Origin of the sequence: Umezawaea beigongshangensis, assembly GCF_016464305.1 — a bacterium.
Lineage (GTDB): Bacteria > Actinomycetota > Actinomycetes > Mycobacteriales > Pseudonocardiaceae > Umezawaea_A > Umezawaea_A beigongshangensis.
This window is the reverse complement of record NZ_JAEIOJ010000009.1, coordinates 185,804-202,848: the sequence shown is the minus strand read 5'-3', so window position 1 is coordinate 202,848 and position 17,045 is coordinate 185,804. Positions and strand designations below refer to the sequence as shown.

21 protein-coding genes and 1 pseudogene are annotated in these 17,045 nt (G+C 73.6%); 13 read left to right on the top strand and 9 right to left on the bottom strand.

Annotated features, from left to right (window positions below):
• Positions 1-54: 54 nt before the first annotated feature.
• From IMZ35_RS22325 to IMZ35_RS22315, 3 genes and pseudogenes are all read right to left on the bottom strand, one after another.
• Positions 55-537, bottom strand: coding sequence for a hypothetical protein (locus tag IMZ35_RS22325; protein ID WP_199443100.1), 483 nt, complete (start codon positions 535-537; stop codon positions 55-57).
• A 43-nt stretch (positions 538-580) separates the two neighbouring features.
• Entirely contained in the window at positions 581-976 is a 396-nt protein-coding gene (locus IMZ35_RS22320; protein ID WP_199443099.1) for a hypothetical protein, read from the bottom strand.
• Between the two features lie 116 nt (positions 977-1,092).
• Positions 1,093-1,296 (bottom strand): annotated as a pseudogene (locus IMZ35_RS22315) (CGNR zinc finger domain-containing protein); the annotation flags it as partial.
• A gap of 265 nt (positions 1,297-1,561) precedes the next feature.
• Here IMZ35_RS22315 and IMZ35_RS22310 point away from each other — a divergent pair.
• The 5 genes from IMZ35_RS22310 to IMZ35_RS22290 all read left to right on the top strand — a co-directional run bounded on the left by IMZ35_RS22310 (position 1,562) and on the right by IMZ35_RS22290 (position 6,359).
• A complete protein-coding gene (locus IMZ35_RS22310; RefSeq protein ID WP_199443098.1) occupies positions 1,562-1,939 on the top strand; it encodes a hypothetical protein in 378 nt (125 codons plus the stop codon).
• Positions 1,940-2,032: 93 nt separating this feature from the next.
• Positions 2,033-2,764, top strand: a complete 732-nt coding sequence (locus tag IMZ35_RS31875) for a helix-turn-helix domain-containing protein (protein ID WP_199443097.1) — start codon at positions 2,033-2,035, stop codon at positions 2,762-2,764.
• Between the two features lie 57 nt (positions 2,765-2,821).
• Positions 2,822-3,679 carry a GNAT family N-acetyltransferase gene (locus tag IMZ35_RS22300; RefSeq protein WP_307868591.1) on the top strand — a complete coding sequence of 286 codons (858 nt, stop codon included), beginning with the start codon at positions 2,822-2,824 and terminating at the stop codon, positions 3,677-3,679.
• 322 nt (positions 3,680-4,001) lie between these two features.
• On the top strand, positions 4,002-4,784 hold the full coding sequence (locus tag IMZ35_RS31870; RefSeq protein WP_307868589.1) for a GNAT family N-acetyltransferase: 783 nt from the start codon (positions 4,002-4,004) through the stop codon (positions 4,782-4,784).
• Positions 4,785-4,985: 201 nt separating this feature from the next.
• Positions 4,986-6,359 carry a cytochrome P450 gene (locus IMZ35_RS22290; protein ID WP_307868588.1) on the top strand — a complete coding sequence of 458 codons (1,374 nt, stop codon included), beginning with the start codon at positions 4,986-4,988 and terminating at the stop codon, positions 6,357-6,359.
• 75 nt (positions 6,360-6,434) lie between these two features.
• Here IMZ35_RS22290 and IMZ35_RS22285 read toward each other — a convergent pair whose 3' ends face one another.
• Positions 6,435-6,914, bottom strand: coding sequence for a CGNR zinc finger domain-containing protein (locus IMZ35_RS22285; protein ID WP_199443096.1), 480 nt, complete (start codon positions 6,912-6,914; stop codon positions 6,435-6,437).
• Between the two features lie 105 nt (positions 6,915-7,019).
• On the opposite strand from IMZ35_RS22285, the gene IMZ35_RS22280 reads away from it, so the two are divergent.
• From IMZ35_RS22280 to IMZ35_RS22270, 3 genes are all read left to right on the top strand, one after another.
• Positions 7,020-7,886, top strand: a complete 867-nt coding sequence (locus tag IMZ35_RS22280; protein WP_199443095.1) for an alpha/beta fold hydrolase — start codon at positions 7,020-7,022, stop codon at positions 7,884-7,886.
• Between the two features lie 181 nt (positions 7,887-8,067).
• Complete coding sequence (locus IMZ35_RS22275) at positions 8,068-9,588, top strand: MFS transporter (RefSeq protein WP_199443094.1); 1,521 nt, start codon at positions 8,068-8,070, stop codon at positions 9,586-9,588.
• A 2-nt stretch (positions 9,589-9,590) separates the two neighbouring features.
• The gene (locus IMZ35_RS22270; RefSeq protein WP_199443093.1) at positions 9,591-10,184 is read left to right on the top strand and encodes a TetR/AcrR family transcriptional regulator; all 594 of its coding nucleotides are present in this window, start codon (positions 9,591-9,593) and stop codon (positions 10,182-10,184) included.
• Positions 10,185-10,441: 257 nt separating this feature from the next.
• On the opposite strand, the gene IMZ35_RS31865 is transcribed toward IMZ35_RS22270, so the two are convergent.
• Entirely contained in the window at positions 10,442-11,254 is an 813-nt protein-coding gene (locus IMZ35_RS31865) for a GNAT family N-acetyltransferase (protein WP_199443092.1), read from the bottom strand.
• Positions 11,255-11,428: 174 nt separating this feature from the next.
• On the opposite strand from IMZ35_RS31865, the gene IMZ35_RS22260 reads away from it, so the two are divergent.
• A complete protein-coding gene (locus IMZ35_RS22260) occupies positions 11,429-11,641 on the top strand; it encodes a hypothetical protein (RefSeq protein WP_199443091.1) in 213 nt (70 codons plus the stop codon).
• Between the two features lie 146 nt (positions 11,642-11,787).
• Here IMZ35_RS22260 and IMZ35_RS22255 read toward each other — a convergent pair whose 3' ends face one another.
• A complete protein-coding gene (locus IMZ35_RS22255) occupies positions 11,788-12,339 on the bottom strand; it encodes a TetR/AcrR family transcriptional regulator (protein ID WP_199443090.1) in 552 nt (183 codons plus the stop codon).
• 91 nt (positions 12,340-12,430) lie between these two features.
• Between IMZ35_RS22255 and IMZ35_RS22250 the strand changes: the two genes are divergently transcribed.
• Both IMZ35_RS22250 and IMZ35_RS22245 read left to right on the top strand, forming a co-directional pair.
• Positions 12,431-13,171 carry an SDR family oxidoreductase gene (locus tag IMZ35_RS22250; RefSeq protein ID WP_199443089.1) on the top strand — a complete coding sequence of 247 codons (741 nt, stop codon included), beginning with the start codon at positions 12,431-12,433 and terminating at the stop codon, positions 13,169-13,171.
• A gap of 121 nt (positions 13,172-13,292) precedes the next feature.
• Positions 13,293-13,670, top strand: a complete 378-nt coding sequence (locus IMZ35_RS22245; protein ID WP_199443088.1) for a hypothetical protein — start codon at positions 13,293-13,295, stop codon at positions 13,668-13,670.
• A 100-nt stretch (positions 13,671-13,770) separates the two neighbouring features.
• Here the strand turns inward: IMZ35_RS22245 and IMZ35_RS22240 are convergent, their stop codons facing one another.
• On the bottom strand, positions 13,771-14,448 hold the full coding sequence (locus tag IMZ35_RS22240) for a nitroreductase (protein ID WP_307868585.1): 678 nt from the start codon (positions 14,446-14,448) through the stop codon (positions 13,771-13,773).
• Between the two features lie 95 nt (positions 14,449-14,543).
• Here IMZ35_RS22240 and IMZ35_RS22235 point away from each other — a divergent pair, with 95 nt between their 5' ends.
• Positions 14,544-15,158: a TetR/AcrR family transcriptional regulator gene (locus IMZ35_RS22235; protein ID WP_199443086.1), complete on the top strand. Its 615-nt coding sequence runs from the start codon at positions 14,544-14,546 to the stop codon at positions 15,156-15,158.
• Positions 15,159-15,203: 45 nt separating this feature from the next.
• Here IMZ35_RS22235 and IMZ35_RS22230 read toward each other — a convergent pair whose 3' ends face one another.
• Complete coding sequence (locus tag IMZ35_RS22230; protein ID WP_199443085.1) at positions 15,204-15,473, bottom strand: helix-turn-helix domain-containing protein; 270 nt, start codon at positions 15,471-15,473, stop codon at positions 15,204-15,206.
• An 87-nt stretch (positions 15,474-15,560) separates the two neighbouring features.
• Between IMZ35_RS22230 and map the strand changes: the two genes are divergently transcribed.
• Positions 15,561-16,385, top strand: coding sequence for a type I methionyl aminopeptidase (gene map, locus IMZ35_RS22225; RefSeq protein ID WP_199443084.1), 825 nt, complete (start codon positions 15,561-15,563; stop codon positions 16,383-16,385).
• Positions 16,386-16,416: 31 nt separating this feature from the next.
• Here map and IMZ35_RS22220 read toward each other — a convergent pair whose 3' ends face one another.
• Positions 16,417-17,022 carry a TetR/AcrR family transcriptional regulator gene (locus IMZ35_RS22220; protein ID WP_199443083.1) on the bottom strand — a complete coding sequence of 202 codons (606 nt, stop codon included), beginning with the start codon at positions 17,020-17,022 and terminating at the stop codon, positions 16,417-16,419.
• Positions 17,023-17,045: the final 23 nt, after the last annotated feature.

Sequence of the window (17,045 nt, the reverse complement as noted above, 5' to 3'; positions counted from 1 at the left end):
TCCTCACCTCGTCCGGTGCGAGGAGAACCGGTCCCCTCCCGGCTCAGCAGTGGATCACAGGTCGCACCGGATCGCGGGGAGGATCGCCGTCCGGGCGCGGGCGGGTCGCGGCACCGTCGCCTGCGGCGCGGTCGCGGGCCACAGGCGCAGCAGCCAGTGCTCCTGCTCGCCGAGCTCCCGGTAGCGGACGTCGAGCACGAAGTGCGGTGCGGGCAGCGGAACCTCCCACCAGTCGCACAGGTCGACTTCGAGTGCGCAGATGCGGGCCGTGTTCGTGCCCTGCCAGCGCACCGTCGCGGTGACGGCCTCCTTCCAGGTGCGCGTCGTCGGCGGGACGGGGCCGTCGTGGACTTCGACGGTGAGGTGCACGGGGCCGTAGTCGCGATCGGTGAGCAGTTCGAGCTGACCGCTGCCGGGGTCGACGAGGATCGCGCCGTACTCGGCGCGGGGCCCGGTCTGCGGCAGCTCCTCGGCCTCGAACAGGAAGCACCCGCGCGAGGCTTCGACGACGCCGACCTGCCGGTGGGTCGTGGTCACGGCCGCCTCCGGCCGGTCGGGCCACCCGTGGGCGGGAGCGGTCTCACCACTCGCGCCACTCGTCGGTCAGTTCGCTGCGGTCGGCGTCGCGTCGGCCGGTGAGCGCATCGACGTCGACCCCCGCGCGGGTCAGGACGGCGTCGAGGTGCTCGCACAGGTCCTCCCGCTCCTCGGTCTCGATGCGGCCGTGCTCGACGTTGACGTCGTTGAGAGCGAGGACGGCCCGCTCCACCGCCGCCCAGACCGCCTCGTCGGACGGCTCGTCCAGCGCGGCGATCTCGCGCTCGTAGGCGAGCAGGACCTCGTCGACCTCCGCGGTGAACCGCGGCGGCCACAGCTGCGCGGCGTGGGCCTCGCCCCGGGCCAGGACACCGGCGGCGACCTGTTCCGCTTCCTCCGACACCGTCCGCCGCCAGTACGTGCTCGGTCTCTCCACCACAGCGCGAACCCTAGAGCGGACCACCGACAACGCCGCGGCGCGTCGTGATCACGCCGGTGGTGCAACGCGCTCGTCCGGTCGGACACCCGGAGCGGCGTGAGGGTCGTCGGGGGGGATCAGCGGGTGCGTTCGTAGTGGCGGCGCGCCTTCTCGCGGTTGCCGCAGACGGCCATCGAGCACCAGCGGGCGCGGTTGGCGCGGCTGCGGTCGAGCAGGAACAGCTGGCACTCGTCGTTGGCGCAGGGACGCAGCCGACCGGGCAGCTGCTCCTCGGCGGTGGCCCAGGCCAGGACCACCTCGACGGCCAGCCGGGCGTAACGAGCGCGGCCACCCGGACAGCGCCACACCGGACGCGATCGAGGAGTACGTGCGCTGCTGCTCGATGCCCGGCGGCATCCGCGCGATGCTGGCCGTCTACCGGGCGATGCGTCGTGGACGCCTGGCGCGGGCGGCGTGATCGGCGAGCCGCCGCGTGCGCCGGTGACGCTCCCGTGACTGCCGCGCGACGGTGGCGACGCGGGTCGGTGACGGTCGCGTTGCCATGATGCGCGCACCAGCGCGAACCGCTCGCACCGAGGGGAAGCCATGATCTTCGGACGTGAACCGGCCCTGGTGGCCGGGCTCATCAAGGCCGCCATCGCCCTCGTCGTCTCGCTCGGCCTGAGCTGGTCGGCCGAGCAGATCAGCCTGGTCAACGCGGCGGTGGCTGCCCTGCTGGGCGTCTACGTCGCGCGGGCCACCAAGGACACGCTCGCCAGCGTCGTGCTGGCCCTGTCCGATGCCGTGCTGGCACTGCTGATCGGCTTCGGCCTGACCCTGACCTCCGAGCAGACCGGCACCCTGATCGGTCTGGTGGCGGTCGTCATCGGCATGTTCAACCGCACCCAGACCAGCCCCGCCACACCGGCGGAGCGCGGGTTCAGCTCCAACGTCGCGGCGGCCCCGGCGACGGTCGCGGCCTGAGGCGCGACCGGGCTTCCCGCGTCGGCCGCCGTTCCCGTCCTCGTCGTGGCGGCGGTCGTACGCTGAGGGGGAGGACGCACGGAGGAGGTCGCGGTGCCGGGAGGCAGGCTCACCCAGCAGGACCGACAGCAGATCGCGCTGGGACTGGCCGACGGCCTGGCCTACGCGGAGATCGCCCGAGGTCTCGACCGCCCGACCTCGACGGTCACGCGCGAGGTCGGGCGCAACGGCGGTCCCGCCGCCTACCGCGCCGACCTCGCCCACCGCGCCACCGAGCACCGCGCCCACCGGCGCAGGCGCGTCGCGTCCCGAGATCCGCAGGTGCTCCCGCAGGCCCACGGACGCGACGCCGAGGCCGTGCGCGACTACCAGGAGACGTTCACGACCGTCCTGATGCGCACGGGCACGCCGAAGATGATGGCGAAGGTGCTGGCGTGCCTGTCCACCACCGACGCGGGCAGCCTCACCGCGGCCGAGCTCGTCCAGCGCCTCCGGGTCAGCCCGGCGTCGATCTCCAAGGCGATCACGTACCTCGAAGAGCACGGCCTGGTCCGCCGGGAACGCGACGAGCGCCGCCGCGAGCGCTACGTCGTCGACGACGACGTCTGGTACCGGTCGATGATGACCAGCGCCCGCTCCACCGCTCACCTCGTCGGGATCGCCCGGCGGGGCGTCGGAGTCCTCGGACCGGGCACCCCGGCCGCCGCGCGCCTGGAGAACATCGCCCGTTTCGTGGACTTCGTCTCCGAGAGCATCACCCGCGCCGCGGAGCAGGGGCGCGAGATCCTGCACGCCAGACCGGAGCCGAGCGCGGATCGCGGGTAGCCGGAGGGCGGGAAACCCCGGTGATCACGTTTCGTCCGGCGGGTACCGTGCTCAGCCGTGACGATCGAGGAGGCGATGGAGCACAACCTCGCCGAGCACGCCGCCCACCTGCACCGGAACTCGCCGAGCGCCACCGTCGTCGAGACCGGTGACCTGCTGGTCGCCGACAGCGGCCTGGACGACGACACGTTCAACCTCGTCGCGAACGCCCGCTTCGCCCCGCGGGACGCGGTCCGGCGCGTCGAACAGACCGTCGAGCACGTGCGCGCCACCGGTCGCCCGTTCGCCTGGTGGGTCGGCCCCGCCTCCCGTCCGCACGGCCTCGGACACCTGCTCGCGGCGGCCGGTCTGCCCGCGGCGGACTCCGAGAGCGGCATGTGGCGCGATCTGACGGACCTGCCGCCGCCGACGCCGACGAACGGCCTCGACATCAGCCAGGTGACCACGCCGGAGGACCTGGCCGACTTCGCCGCCGTCCTCGCCGCCAACTGGGACCCGCCCGCGGCCACCGTTCGCCGCTTCTACGCCGACGTCGCCGACCGCGCGCTCGCCCCCGCCCACCCGGCCCGCTACCTGATCGGCCGGGTCGACGGACGCCCGGTGTGCACGGCGGAGGCGTTCCTGCACGCGGGCGTGGCTGGCATCTACAACATCGCCACCCTGGCCGCCGACCGCCGTCGCGGCCACGGCGGCGCGATCACCTCGGCGGTCCTGCGCGCCGCGCGCGCGGCCGGTGCCACGACCGCGGTCCTCCAGGCGTCGAGCGACGGCGAACCCGTCTACCGGCGCCTCGGTTTCACCGCCGCCGGCCGGTTCACCGAGCACGCCCTGCCGGGGCGGTGGTCCGCTGGTGCGGACGGTGACCGCTCCTGCGCTGCGGAGGTGCGTCCTCGCGCGTGCTGTTCGCCGTCCTGACCGGCCGCGGTCACGTCACGCCGATCCTGCCCCGGTCGAGGAACTGCTCCGGCGTGGCCACCGGGTGGAGTGCGCCACGGCTCCGGAGCACGCCGACGCCGTCGCCGGTGCTGGCGCGCGGCGGGTGGCGACGTCCGTGGGCGACACCGACATCGCGCACCGGGCCCACTTCCCTCCACTGTGGACGTACGATCTCGGTTCCCCCGGCTCGCCGTGCTCCGGCACGCCGCCGCCTTTGTCTCCCGCGCCGGGATGAACCCGGTCGTGGGGGCGTTGCGCCGCGGCGTCCCGCTGGTCGTCCTGCCCCCGGACGCCCGAACAGGTGGTCAACGCCGACCGGGTCGTCGAACTCGGGCTGGGGGAGCGGCTGGACCCCGGCACCGTCACCGCGGAGGAACTGCGCGCCGCCGTCGACCGGGTCGCTTCCGACCCCTCCGTGCGCACCGCCCTCGACCGGGTGCGGGAGGTCGTCCGCGGCAGCGGCGGGGCGGCCCGCGGCGCGGACGGGACACGGCGTGGGCTGCGCCGAGCCGGATCGGCACGGGTGCCGGACAACCGAACGGGTTCATCCCGGCGAGCGGCCGCCGTTGTGCGCCGCGGGGCGGTGCGGCGGTCCAGGATCGGGGGCATGACGAGGATCGAGGTCCGTCCCGCGCGAGCTGCCGAGTTCGCCGCCGTGGCCGGGTTGCGGTGGCGCTGGGTGGCCGAGCACGACGGTGCGCCCGGCGCTGGTCGCGAGGAGTTCGTGCGGGAGTTCGCACGGTGGGCGCGGGAGAACGCGACCACGCACCCGTGCCTGGTCCTGGTGGACGGGGAGGGGGTGATCGGGATGGGGTTCCTCGCGGTCACCGCTCGCGTGCCCGCGCCGGGGGCGCTGTCGCGAGTGTGCGGTGACGTGCAGTGCGTGTACGTGGTGCCGGAGGCTCGCGACGGCGGTCTCGGCGGCGTGCTGGTCGAGGCGCTCCTGAGCCTGGCCGCGGAACTCGGGCTGGAACGGGTGACCGTGCACTCGTCGGGACGCGCCGTGCCGCTCTACCGGCGGCACGGCTTCGCCCCGTCGCCGCACCTGCTGCAAGCGCTGCCGGACCGTTTCCCCGCGGGATGACCGGGGGCCTCGGCGCTGGTCGCGGGTCTCCGGGGGCAGGTGCGGCCAGAACCGGCGGGGCGGTGCGGCGGTACCCGCGCGGGGCGCGTTCGCGCGTGCGGGTGATCCCGTCGCCCAGAGGTGGCGGGGTGCTGGCGCCGGTCCCGGAGGATCGGGAGACTGGCCGGGCAGGGTCAGCTCCGGCCGCGCAGGAGGTCCGCCGTGTCGACGTCCCGGGCTCAGCCGGACGGCGCGGACCGGGCGGGCGGTGTGATCGCGATGGCGCCGGGCGCGCTGCCGGTGCTCGGGCACGCGGTGGCGCTGCTGCGCGATCCGATCGGGTTCCTGTGGTCACTGCCCGAGCACGGTGATCTGGTACGGGTGCGGATGGGGCCGGTCGACGCGGTGGTGGTGTGCGATCCCGCGCTGACCCGGCAGTTGCTGCTCGACGACCGCACGTTCGACAAGGGCGGACCGTTCTTCGAGCGGGTCGTGGAGATCATGGGCAACGGCCTGGCCGGATGCCCCCACCGCGATCACCGCCGACTGCGGCGGTTGCTGCAACCGGCGTTCCGGACCGACCGGATGCCCGGCTACGCCGCGATCATGGCCGGGGAGATCGACGAGGTGCTGCGCGGCTGGCGCGACGGCGCGACGCTCGACGTGTTCGGGGAGCTGTCGGCGCTGACCTCGCGGATGCTGGTCGCCACCGTCTTCTCGGACACGATCCCGCCGCGGGCGCTGCGCGACGCGCGGGAGGACATCGTCCACCTGGCCGAGGCGCTGAGCGTGCGGATGTTCCTCCCGGCGTGGGCCGATCGCCTGCCGTTGCCGATGAACCGCCGCTTCGACCGCGCTCTGCGCCGGTTGCGCGCCACCGCGGCGGGTGTCGTGGCCGAGCGCAGGGCGAGCGGCGTCGACCGCGGCGATCTGCTCTCCGGTCTGCTGGCCGCGCGGGACGCCGAGTCCGCCGACGCCGGTCGGGGGTTGTCGGACACCGAGGTCGTCGACCAGGTCGTGACCTTCGCCATCGCCGGGGTGGAGACCGTCTCCAGCACGCTGTCCTGGGCGCTGCACGTGCTGGCCACCCGGCCCGACGTGCAACGCAGGCTGCACGAGGAGGTCGACGCCGTCCTCGCCGGTCGCGCACCGGCCCACGGCGACCTGCCCGCTCTGCCCGTGACCGCCGCGATCTTCGACGAGACCCTGCGGCTGTGGCCGCCGGGGTGGTTGCTGACGCGGGAGACCAGCGTCGACACCACGCTCGGCGGGCACCGCTTCCCGAGGGGCAGCACCATCGCCTACAGCGCGGTGACCGTCCAGAACCGCGACGACGTGTTCCCCGACGCCACCGTGTTCGACCTCGACCGGTGGGGCCCGTCCCGCCCGCCGCCCCCGCGCACCGGCTACATCCCGTTCGCGGTCGGGGCGCGCAAGTGCATCGGCGACCGGTTCGCGCTCACCGAGGCGGTGCTCGTCCTGGCCTCCGTCGCCGGTCGCTGGCGCCTGGACCCGGTGTCCTACCGCCCGGTGCGCACCGTGCCGTCCGCCGCGCTGCGTCCCCGGCTCGCGCTCCGCGTCACCGCGCGGACCTGACCGGCCGCACGAGCTCGCCGACGACCGTCCACAGCGGTGTCGCGAGAGCTCCGTGTCGCCGCGTTCCCCGGCGGATCAGCGGGTGCGTTCGTAGTGGCGGCGTGCCTTCTCGCGGTTGCCGCAGACGGCCATCGAGCACCAGCGGGCGCGGTTGGCGCGGCTGCGGTCGAGCAGGAAGAGCTGGCACTCGTCGTTGGCGCAGGGGCGCAACCGGCCGGGCAGCTGCTCCTCGGCGGCGGCCCAGGCCAGGACCACCTCGACGGCCAGCCGGGCGTGCGGGGGAGTCTCGACCGTCCACCGCAGCCCGTCCGAGGTGAACTCCGGGACCCGGCGGACCCCGTCGAGCAGCGGGCTCAGCGCGGCGGGAGGGCTGTGACCGCTCACCACGTCCCGCAGGAGGTCCCGCGCCTCGCGCAGCAGCGCCAGTTCCGCGAGGCTGCCGTCGCCGCCGTGCTCCCGCGCCCAGCGCCTGCCAGCGGCCGGGTCGCCCAGCGCGTCCTGCTCCTCACCGTTGACCAGCGGCCTGCTGTTGAGCAGGTCCAGCAGCACGTCCATCGGGCCCCGCCCCCTTCTAACCGGATCACATCCTTTGACAGGTTAGCCCACCCCGTGCTTGCCTGGTGAGGAACTAACCGGATCAAATCTTTGAAGAGGTTAGACATGAACTCGGTGCACCACCGGACCGCCACCGTCGACGGCCACGAGATCTTCTACCGCGAGGCGGGCCCCGCCGACGCTCCCGCGATCGTCCTGCTGCACGGCTACCCGACCAGCTCGTTCATGTTCCGCGCGCTCATCCCGCTGCTGGCCGGGGACCACCGCGTCATCGCGCCGGACCACCTCGGCTTCGGCCACTCCGCCGCCCCGTCCGCGGCGCGGTTCACCTACACCTTCGACGCCCTCGCCGAACTCACCTCCGGACTGCTCGACCAGCTGGGCCTGAAGCGCTACGCCCTCTACGTCCAGGACTACGGCGCCCCCGTCGGCTGGCGGCTCGCGCTGAAGCACCCCGAGCGGATCTCCGCCGTGGTCACCCAGAACGGCAACGGCTACGAGGACGGTTTCGTCGAGTCGTTCTGGGCCGACGTCTGGGCCTACGGGGCGAATCCCGGCCCCGACACCGAACCCGCCGTCCGCGCCGCGCTGAGCGTCGACGCGATCCGCTGGCAGTACGTGCACGGCGTGCCCGACCCGAGCCTGGTCAGCCCCGACACCTGGGAGCACGACGCGGCCCTGATCTCCCGCGAGGGCAACGACGAGATCCAGCTGGCGCTGTTCCGCGACTACCAGAACAACCGCCCGCTCTACCCGCTGCTGCACGAGTTCCTGCGCACCAGCGGAGTTCCGGTGCTCGCCGTGTGGGGCCGCAACGACGAGATCTTCGGGCCGGAGGGCGCGCGGGCCTTCGCCCGCGACGCCGCGGACGCGGAGGTGCACCTGGTCGACGGCGGTCACTTCCTGCTGGAGAGCCACCTCGACGTCGTCGCGGGCCACCTGCGCGGCTTCCTCGGGCGGGTGCTGCGCTGACGCTCCGGTCGCGCCCGACGACGGCGTCGCCCAGCCGGGGGTGGTGCTCACCGTCCGCTGCGACGACATCGGCGACACCGAGGCGTGTGCGCGCCGTCGAGCGCCGGGAGGTCGGCCTGTTCGTCGTGGCTCCGGTCACGACGCGCACAAAACTGTACCGTCTGGACGGTATAGTTCAAGCATGACGAACAACCGGGTCGTTCCGGGTTCCCGGCGTCGCTGGGCCGCTCTGGCGGTGCTGGTGGGTTCGGTGCTGCTGCTGGCCGTCGACGGCACGGTGCTCTACCTGGCCGTGCCGTCGCTGTCCCGCGACCTGGCTCCGACCGCCACCGAAATCCTGTGGATCGGCGACGTCTACTCGCTGGCACTGGCGGGCCTGCTGGTCACCAGCGGCACGCTCGCCGACCGCGTCGGTCGCCGCAGGGTGCTGCTGGCGGGCACGGCCGCGTTCGGAGCAGCCTCCCTGCTGGCGGCGTTCTCCACCAGCGCGGAGATGCTCGTCGGCGCCCGCCTGCTGCTGGGCGTCGCCGGTGCCACGATCATGCCCTCGACGCTGTCGATCATCCGCGGCCTGTTCCCCGACGCGCGCGAGCGCACCAGGGCCATCGCGATCTGGTCGGCGGGCTCGGGAGGCGGCCTGGCACTGGGACCGCTCGTGGGCGGCGCGCTGCTGGAGCGCTTCTGGTGGGGCTCGGTGTTCCTGATCAACGTGCCCGTCGTGCTCGTCCTCCTCGTCGCGGGAGCACTGCTGCTGCCGGAGTCCCGCGATCCGGACCCCGGCCGGTTCGACCCGCTCTCGGCCGTCCTGTCCTTCGCCGCCGTCACCCCGCTGGTGTACGCGATCAAGCACGCCGTCGGCTCCGGCCCGGACGTGTGGACCGCGGGCTGCGCGCTGGCCGGTCTGACGGCCGGGGCCCTGTTCGTCCGGCGGCAGCGCCGCACGGACTCGCCGATGATCGACGTCGCCCTGTTCCGGAACAGGGCGTTCAGCGGCGCGGTCCTGGCCAACGTCATCGCGATCTTCGCGCTCACCGGGCTGCTGTTCTTCTTCTCCCAGTACCTGCAACTGGTGCGCGGCTTCGGTCCGCTGGTGGCCGGGTTGGCGGAGATGCCCACCACGATCGCCGCGGTCCTGGTCGTCGGCGTGGTCGGCGCGGCCGCCGCGCGGTGGGGCACCGGTCGCGCCGTGGCCGCCGGGCTGGCCGTCGCCGCGGTCGGGTTGCTGCTGGTCGCGGTCGCCGAAGGCGCGGAGAGCTACCTGTGGCTGGGACTGGCCCTCCTGCCGGTCGGGATGGGCGTGGGACTGGCGATGACGCTGACCGTGGACGCGGTCGTCTCGGCGGTGCCGCCGCACCGGGCCGGCGCAGCGTCGGCCATCTCCGAGACCGCCTACGAACTCGGCGTCGTGCTCGGCATCGCCGTGCTCGGGTCCGTGGTGAACCTGGTCTACCGGGCGAACCTGGACGTGCCCGACGCGGCACGCCCCTCCGTCGAGGACTCGGCGGCCTCGGCGCTGGTCGCGCTCGACCCCGCCTCCGCACTGGCGGAGACCGTGCGGGAGGCGTTCACCACGGCCGTGCAGACCACGTCGGTGATCGCCGCCGTGATCACCGCCGGCGCGGCCCTGGTCGCCTGGCGCACCATCCCCTCCGGTATGAACGGGAGCGCGGCGGGCACCGGGAGCGCGTCGGAAGGAGGGTGAGCATGGCACGCAAGGCCGGGCGCACGCCGGAGGAGACCCGCCGGGCGCTGCTCGACGCGGCCGCCACCGTGATCCGCACCCGCGGCATCGCCGCCAGCCTGGACGAGATCGCCCGCGAGGCCGAGGTGTCCAAGGGCGGTCTGCTCTACCACTTCGCCGCCAAGGACGACCTCGTCCGCGCTCTGGCGCACGATCTGCTGGAGACGTTCCGGGCGCAGGTGGCCGCCGCTGTCGATCCCGCCGACCAGGCACCCGGCGGTCTGGTCCGCGCCTACGTCAGAGCGTGCCTGGCCTCCTCCCACGACGAGGTCGAGGTGCGGGAGAGCATCGCGCTGGTGACCCAGCTCAGCACCCTGCCCGAGATCGCCGCGCTCGCTCGCGCCGACACCCGTCGCTGGACCGCCGAGCTGTGTGCCGACGGTCTGCCCGAGCACGTGCTGACCCTGGTCGTCGCCGCTGCGGACGGCGCGAGCACCGCCCCGCTGTGGGGCGGTGCCCTGCTCCCCGCCGAGGCCCGTCTGCTGGAGCGCCAGCTCGTCCGGCTCACCCTGGACCAGGAGCTCTGGCCGCGACTGGACCCGGGGCCCGCGTCGTAGCGGCGGCCGTCCGCCGCCGCACACCGCGGTCACCGGGCGACCGCAGTCCCCGCAGTCCCCGCAGTTGCCGACCGCGCAGTTGCCGACCGCGCACGAGCGGGACGTCGGCCGTGCCGCCGCGGGCTCGGCCGCACGCCGACCTCGACGTCGTCGTAGTCCTCCCTCCGCAGCCCGGACCGGTGGACGCGGTTCACCACCAGCCGCAGCACCCGGCCGATCCGGGGATGTCCGTGACGCTCCCGAGCACCCGGGGCCGATCACGCGGGCCCGTGCGCGGGTGGGCGGTGCGCCTGCAACTGCGCCTGAGAGCCGGTGAAGCCGAGCGAGCGGTAGAGCCGGATCGCCGGGTGACCGGGGTCGACGACCATCACCAGGGTGACCGCGCCCAGCGCGTCGAAGCCGTGGTGGCCGAGCCGGTGCACCAGGGTCGCGGCCAGACCGCGGCCGCGGAACCCCGGGTGCGTCTGGACCGACTGGAACCGGACCAGGCCGGGCTCCGCGGTGAACAGACCCGCCTGCGCGACCAGCAGCCCGTCGGTGAACGCGCCGAACCGGGCGCCGTGCCCGGCTTCGACCAGCCGCCGGTCCGTCAGGGCCTTGGCCGTGGCGAAGACGCGGTGGTCCGCCGGGTCGCCGCCGTCGTCGTGCTGGTGGCAGAGCACCTGCAGCTCGACGGCCTGCTCCCAGTCGGCGTCGGAGGTCAGCGGACGGCAGGTGGCCCTCCGGTCGCAGTGGCGCGGGAGGTGCACCGCGGTCGCGGTCATCACGGTGGTCGCCGCGGCGTGCAGCCCGTGCCCGGTGAGCGCGGTGAGCGCGTCGGGACGGTCGTCGACCCCGTCGAAGCCCAGGGCGACGTGCTCGGCGTCGGGGAACTCCGCGGCGAACCGGTCGAGCCACGCGGCGGTGTCGCGTGGTGCCGGTACCGCGGGCAGGAGCAGGAAGTTTCCCCACCAGTGCGCCGGGTTGTGGGGACTGCGCACGACGAGGTGGTCGCCCCGGTCCTGGACGAGGGTGCCGCCGAGCCGCAGCAGCGCCAGGTCGGTGCGGTGGCCCAGTGATGTCACGTTCACCCCAGGACCGTAGAAAACCGCGGCCCGCACCCGCGAGCGGTGTCGGCCGTGGACCGACTCTCACGGTCGGGGGACCGTCGAGACGGTGAAGTACGAGGCGGGCCGTCGTGTCGGCGCGGCGCGGCGCGGGTGGATCTCCTTAGCGTGGGCGGCTCCCGAACTGGAAGGATCGTCATGCGAAAGACGTTCACCGCGACGGCTCTGCTCGTCGCGACCGTCGGTGGGATCGCTGCGGGCACGGGTGCCGCGAACGCGCAGCAGCTCGGCACGGACACGGCGAGCACGGAGCGCGCGCTCCCGCTCGTCGGGGATCTGCCGCTCCTCAACGATCTCCTGAGCAACCTCCCGCTCCTCGGCGGCGGTGGCCTGCCCGGCCTCGGCGGCTGACGACCCGCCCCGGCAGGACCGCGGACGGGAGAGCCGGGGCGCGATGGCGGTGGCCGGGTGGGTGGCGGCACGTCCGCCGCCCACCCGGTCGTCGTCGTGCGGGCTGGAGGACGCGGGAACGGGGCCGGCCGCCGCGACGCGGTCGCCTACTCCCGCGCGCGCAGACCGTCCAGGACGACGTGCAGCAGGTGCCGGGCACGGGTGTCCCACTCCTGTTCGTCGAGCCGGGTCAGGTAGCCCAGGAGCAGGACGACGTCGCGCGCGTCCACGTCGGACCGGACGGCCCCGGCGGCCCTGCCGGCGTCCAGCAGCGCGGTGATCGCGTCTCCGATCGGGCCGAGGCCGTGGGCGGAGAGCTCCTGCCACACCCCCGCCTCGACAGCGGCGAGCACCCCGCGTTTGACCCGCGCGTAGTCGACCAGGCGGTCGAACCAGCGGGCCAGTGCGGTGATCGGGTCGTGCTCGGCGAGCAGGGCCGGCGCGGCCGCCACGAGTTCCTCGACGTCGAACCGGTAGACCTCGGCGAGCAGGGCCTCCCGCGTGGGGAAGTGGCGGTAGAGCGTGCCCTGGCCGACCCCCGCCCGCTTGGCGACGGCGTTGAGCTTGAACTCGTCGGAACCGGCGACGGCGTCCCGTGCGGCCTCGACGATCCTGGCCCGGTTGTCGGCGGCGTCGGCGCGCAGGCGGGGTGCGTTCATCTGCCCTCTTCGGTGCGGCGTGGACAAGCGGACACGTGTCCACTAACGTGAAGAAGCGGACACGTGTCCACACTAGTGGAGGGGGAGCACGATGACGGGCATCACCCACAAGGTCGTCGCCATCACGGGGGCCAGCAGCGGCATCGGCGAGGCGACGGCACGACTGCTGGCCGAACGCGGCGCGGCCGTCGTCCTCGGCGCGCGCCGCGAGGACCGCCTCGACGCGCTCGCGCGCGACATCCGCGATCGGGGCGGCCGTGCCGTCGCCTGCGCGGTGGACGTCACCCGCCGCGAGGACCTGCACCGGCTCGTCGATCGGGCCGTGGCCGAGTTCGGCCGGCTCGACGTGCTGGTGGGCAACGCCGGCATCAGCAAGATCGGACCCGTGGCGGACCTGGACGTCGACGGCTGGTCGGCGATGATCGACGTCAACGTGCGCGGCGTGCTGCACGGCGTCGCTGCGGCACTGCCGGTGTTCCGCCGTCAGGGACGCGGCCACCTGGTGACGACGCTGTCCACGGCGGGGCTGAAGATCACGCCCACCATGGCGGTCTACGCCGGGACCAAGAACGCCGTGCGCACCGTCGTCGAGGGTCTGCGGCAGGAGTCCACCGACGGCGTGCTGCGCACGACCTCGATCTCGCCCGGCTACGTCAGCACCGAACTGGCGGACTCGATCGACGATCCCGTGCTGCGTGGCGCCGTCCGGGAGAACATGGCCGAGTTCGCGATCCGGCCGGAGGCCGTCGCCCGCGCCATCGCCTTCGCCGTCGAACAGCCCGACGACGTCGAGATCGGCGAGATCACCATCCGGCCGACCGTCCAGGACTGACCGTCCCGGTGCGACGGGTTTCCGGAGGAGAGGACCTCGCCGGGCCGTCGCTGCCGGTGACGGTCTCCGGCGGAGCACGGTGTCTCGATCGTGCGAGGACCCCGCCCGGATCATGGCCGTCATGACCGACACCTCCACCGGCCGCCGTGCGCAACTGGTCCTGCTGCTGGGCACGCACGCCATGACCGACGAGCAGGCTCGCGAGCACGAGAACCCGCTGATCCGCCTCCAGGCCCGCATGACTCCGCAGACCCCGGAGATGGCCGACGTGTGGCTGCTCAACCGCATGACCGTGCGGCACCGCGAACTGGGCTGGCGGGGCGCTCCTCCGACGTACGGCGACCTCCTGGACCACCGCGCGGGTCTCGCTGAACGGGAAGAGCGGGAACCGGGCGACGAGGCGTCGCTCGTGACCGGGGCGCACCGGCGTGACCGCGTCGGCGCACCCGCGCCGCTCTCCCGCTCCCGCGCGAGCGTGGTGAACCGCTCCCCGCACTGAGCGCCCGTGCGGGAGCGGTACCGGGGCGCGGCTGGACCACCGCGGCCCGGCGTCGGCCCGAGGGCGGTCGACGGTCCGGGAGGCGGGCTCGGTGGTCCGGTCAGCCGTGGAACCGCGTGGTCTCGGCCAGGGGTTCGCGGCCGACGGTGACGGTGTTGACCGCGGCCGCGGGATCGGCCTGGCCGAACGAGATTCCGAGCAGCAGCTTGCCGCCGGTGACGCCGAGCGTGTCGCGCACGGTGTCGGCGTAGAAGCTCAGCAGCCCCTGGGGGCAGCTGGCCACCCCGTGAGCGGTCATGGCCAGCAGCAGCGTCTGCGCGTACATGCCGACGTCGGCGGTCAGTCGCGGATCACCCGACTCCGGTGCGAACAGCAGCGCGACGTGCGGTGCGCCGTAGAAGCCGAGGCTCGTGACGTCGTGGGCGTCGCGCAGGTCGTGGGCGTCGCGGCCGATGCCGAGCGCGCCGTAGAGCGCGCTGCCCGCCGCCTCGCGCCGGCGTTGGTGCGCCGGTGAGTAGATGTCCTCGCTGTAGGGGAAGTCGACCGTCCGCCGACCGGCGCGGTGCGCGGCGACGAGAGCCTCGGCGAGCTCGTCGCGCGCGGTTCCGCTGACCACCTCGACCTGCCAGGGCTGCGCGTTGGAGTTCGACGGCGCGGCACCGGCCAGGTCGAAGACCACCCGCAGCGTCGCCTCGGGCACGGGGTCGGGCAGGAACGCCCTGGTCGCGCGCCGACCTCGGATGAGCCGCTCCGCCGTCCCGGCGAGGTCACTCGTCACCGCTGTCATGCCACCCCTTAAGTACACGTTTTCGTTTACATCGGTGACCGCGGCGGAGCGTCCGCATCGTGTAAACGCTGCCGTACAGTCGGGGCATGGGCGGTGAGCCGGTGCGTCGAGCCGGGAGGGGTGGCCGGGAGCGCGTGCTCGTCGCCGCGAGCAGTCTCTTCGCGAGGCGGGGCATCACGGCGACCACGATGGAGGACGTCGCCGCCGAGGCTCCGGTCTCGAAGCGGACCCTCTACGCGCACTTCCCGACCAAGGAGGACCTCGTCCTGGCGCAGTTGGACCACCTCCTGGGGTCCGGGTACACGCTGCTGGAGACCCTGGCGCGCGCCGACCTCCCGCCTCGCGACCGGCTGTTGGCGATGTTCGCCGTGCGGTCGAGGCCGGACGGAGTCGTCGGGGGGTGTCCGTTCGTCAACGCGGCGGCCGAGCACCCCGACCCCTCCGGTCGCGTGCACGCCTTCGCGCGCGAGCAGAAGCTCGTGATGCTCGCGCTGGTGACCGCTCTGGTGGACGAACTCGGCGTCGACGCTCCGGAACTGCTGGCCGAGCAGCTCGTCACCCTCGCCGACGGCGCCGCGAGCCGTGCGATGGTGCTCGACGACCCGCACTACGGCCGTCACGCCAGAGCGGCCGCCGAGACCCTGCTCGATCACGCGCCGCGCCGATCCCGCGAGCGGTCCGGGCCCGCCGGGATCGGCTGAGCGTCCTCCGCGCGGGGTGGGGGGCCGGGCGGTGCGCGGCGGTGGCTAGGAGACGGCTTCGAGTGGTTGGTCGTTGCCGCGCCAGCAGGCCGCCAACTCCTCGAGCGGCAGGTCAAGTGCCCTGCCGAGGCAGACGATCGTGCCGAACCCCGGGGAGGGCAGTCGTCCGGTCTCGATCTTGCGCAGGGTCTCCGGTGAGATGCCCGCCGCGTGCGCGACCTCGGTGAGGTCGCGCCCCGCTCGCGCGCGGCGCAGCAGTGCGCCGAGACGCCTGCCTGCTTCGATCTGCTCGGGTGTGAGCGGTTGGCGGACCATCGTCCCAGGATAGGGTTGGTATTACTATCCCGGCAAGTGCTAGCGTACCGGGATAGTAATACCAACCCCCCGTGACGCGAGGTACTCGTGATCGAACTGAAGACACCTGCGGAGATCCAGCGGATGCACGTGGCGGGCCGCTTCGTCGCCGAGGTGCTCACCGAGGTCGGCGGGCTCGCCGACGTCGGTGTCAACCTGCTGGACCTGGAGCACCACGTGCGCGGCATGATCGAACGGCGCGGCGCGCAGTCGTGCTACTGGGACTACGCGCCGTCCTTCGGCGAGGGCCCGTTCCGCAACGTCATCTGCCTGTCGGTGAACGACGCCGTCCTGCACGGCCTGCCGCACGACTACGTCCTGCGCGACGGCGACGTGCTCAGCGCGGACCTCGCGGTCGGCATCGACGGCTGGGTGGCCGACTCGGCGCGCACGATCGTCGTCGGCACCCCGGCGGAGGAGGACCTGCGGATCATCCGCGCCACCGAGGAAGCGCTGGAGGCGGCGATCGAGGTCGCGCGTCCGGGCAACCGCCTGGGCGACATCTCGGCGGCCATCTGGGCGGTGGCCCGCGACTACGGCTACCCGGTCAACACCGAGTTCGGCGGTCACGGCATCGGCCGCACCATGCACGAGGATCTCCACGTGTCCAACAAGGGTCGCGCCGGACGCGGCCTGAAGCTCCGGCCCGGTCTGACCCTCGCGCTCGAACCCTGGTTCGCCCGCACGACCGACCGGATCGTCTACGACCCCGACGGCTGGACCATCAGGTCGGCCGACGGCTCGCGCACGGCCCACTCCGAGCACACGATCGCCGTCACGGAGGACGCCCCCCTGGTGCTCACCCGGCGGGAGGGGGAGATCCCGGCGACGCGGGCCGGCTCCGCCGACGGGGCGTCCAGCAAGGACGCGTAGACCGTCCTGTTCGGACTGCGGCGTCACGTGCTCATCGCTGCCCGTGGCGCACGTCCGCGACCAGCAGGTGGTCGAGGCAGAGGTTCAGCGCGACCTCCAGGTGGTCCGCGGAGCCGGTGGAGAGCAGGACGCTGACACCGCCCTGAATGGTGGTGACCACGGCTGCGGCCATGCGGTCGGCGTCGAGGGAGGGGTCGGCCTCGCCGGCCGCCTGCGTGGCCTCGATGCCGTCCCGGACGGCGTCCTGCCACCGCCGGATCAACTGCGTCGTGACGGCCCTGGCCGCCGGGCCGTACCGGCCCACGTCGGCGATCAGCACTCCGAGCGGGCAGTGCGGTCCCTGGTTGCGACAGCGCTCGACGATGACGTCGCGCCACGCCTCCCACGCCGTGCGCGAGGTGAGTTCGTGCAGGTAGGGATGCTGGTCGTCGAGCACGCGCTCGGCTTCGAACTCGGTGACCGCGAGCAGGAGCTGTTCCCGGCCCTCGGGGAAGTAGTGGAACAGCTGGCTCTTCCCGGTGCCGCTGCGCCGGCACACGTCGTCGAGCGTGGTGACGATCGTGCCGCGTTCCCGGATCTCGGCTGCGGCGGCCTCGACGATGCGCCGGCGGGTGGCGATGCCCTTCGGAGTGGTCACGATCGAACTGTACTTGCGGGTCC

Excerpts from the sequence above, each read along its gene's own strand:
- IMZ35_RS22310 (WP_199443098.1), top strand. The coding sequence starts at position 1,562 with ATGATCTTCGGACGTGAACCGGCCCTGGTGGCCGGGCTCATCAAGGCC.
- IMZ35_RS22285 (WP_199443096.1), bottom strand. The coding sequence starts at position 6,914 with ATGGACGTGCTGCTGGACCTGCTCAACAGCAGGCCGCTGGTCAACGGT.
- IMZ35_RS22280 (WP_199443095.1), top strand. The coding sequence starts at position 7,020 with ATGAACTCGGTGCACCACCGGACCGCCACCGTCGACGGCCACGAGATC.
- IMZ35_RS22275 (WP_199443094.1), top strand. The coding sequence starts at position 8,068 with ATGACGAACAACCGGGTCGTTCCGGGTTCCCGGCGTCGCTGGGCCGCT.
- IMZ35_RS22270 (WP_199443093.1), top strand. The coding sequence starts at position 9,591 with ATGGCACGCAAGGCCGGGCGCACGCCGGAGGAGACCCGCCGGGCGCTG.
- IMZ35_RS22260 (WP_199443091.1), top strand. The coding sequence starts at position 11,429 with ATGCGAAAGACGTTCACCGCGACGGCTCTGCTCGTCGCGACCGTCGGT.
- IMZ35_RS22255 (WP_199443090.1), bottom strand. The coding sequence starts at position 12,339 with ATGAACGCACCCCGCCTGCGCGCCGACGCCGCCGACAACCGGGCCAGG.
- IMZ35_RS22250 (WP_199443089.1), top strand. The coding sequence starts at position 12,431 with ATGACGGGCATCACCCACAAGGTCGTCGCCATCACGGGGGCCAGCAGC.
- IMZ35_RS22245 (WP_199443088.1), top strand. The coding sequence starts at position 13,293 with ATGACCGACACCTCCACCGGCCGCCGTGCGCAACTGGTCCTGCTGCTG.
- IMZ35_RS22235 (WP_199443086.1), top strand. The coding sequence starts at position 14,544 with ATGGGCGGTGAGCCGGTGCGTCGAGCCGGGAGGGGTGGCCGGGAGCGC.
- IMZ35_RS22230 (WP_199443085.1), bottom strand. The coding sequence starts at position 15,473 with ATGGTCCGCCAACCGCTCACACCCGAGCAGATCGAAGCAGGCAGGCGT.